The organism is Treponema sp. R6D11, assembly GCF_054786075.1.
Genome location: NZ_BDHD01001390.1, coordinates 1 through 313, shown reverse-complemented (window position 1 = coordinate 313; position 313 = coordinate 1). Strand labels below are relative to the sequence as shown.

Below are 313 nucleotides of genomic sequence, written 5' to 3'. Positions count from 1 at the left end.
AATTTTTTGAGGGGCCTTAAAGGGCGCCATCTGTCTCTTTTTAAAATCTTACCCCGCCCGCGAGCGGTGCAGTGTAGGATTCCGTGGGTGGCGCGTTCATTAAAAAAAAAAAAACTAAGAAAAAAACAAAGAAAAAAAATGAGGATGAAGACAAAAAAACAACCGCGTTAACAGGGAATAAACAAGACAATCCCCTAACCCGGGGGTATTTTACAAAAAAATCTGGACCCAAAAAACCCCCGAAACTTGCTTTTGCGAAAGACAAAAACCCCGCCGATAAGCCAGAGCCTTCCAGTGATGATATTGATAATAT

The 313-nt window shown here is 41.5% G+C and carries 1 protein-coding gene; it reads left to right on the top strand.

Going from position 1 to position 313, the window contains the following annotated elements; genetic code table 11:
• Positions 1-83: 83 nt before the first annotated feature.
• Positions 84-313 (top strand): hypothetical protein (locus ACYVTD_RS18880; protein WP_461249114.1); only part of this gene is annotated, 230 nt, incomplete at its 3' end.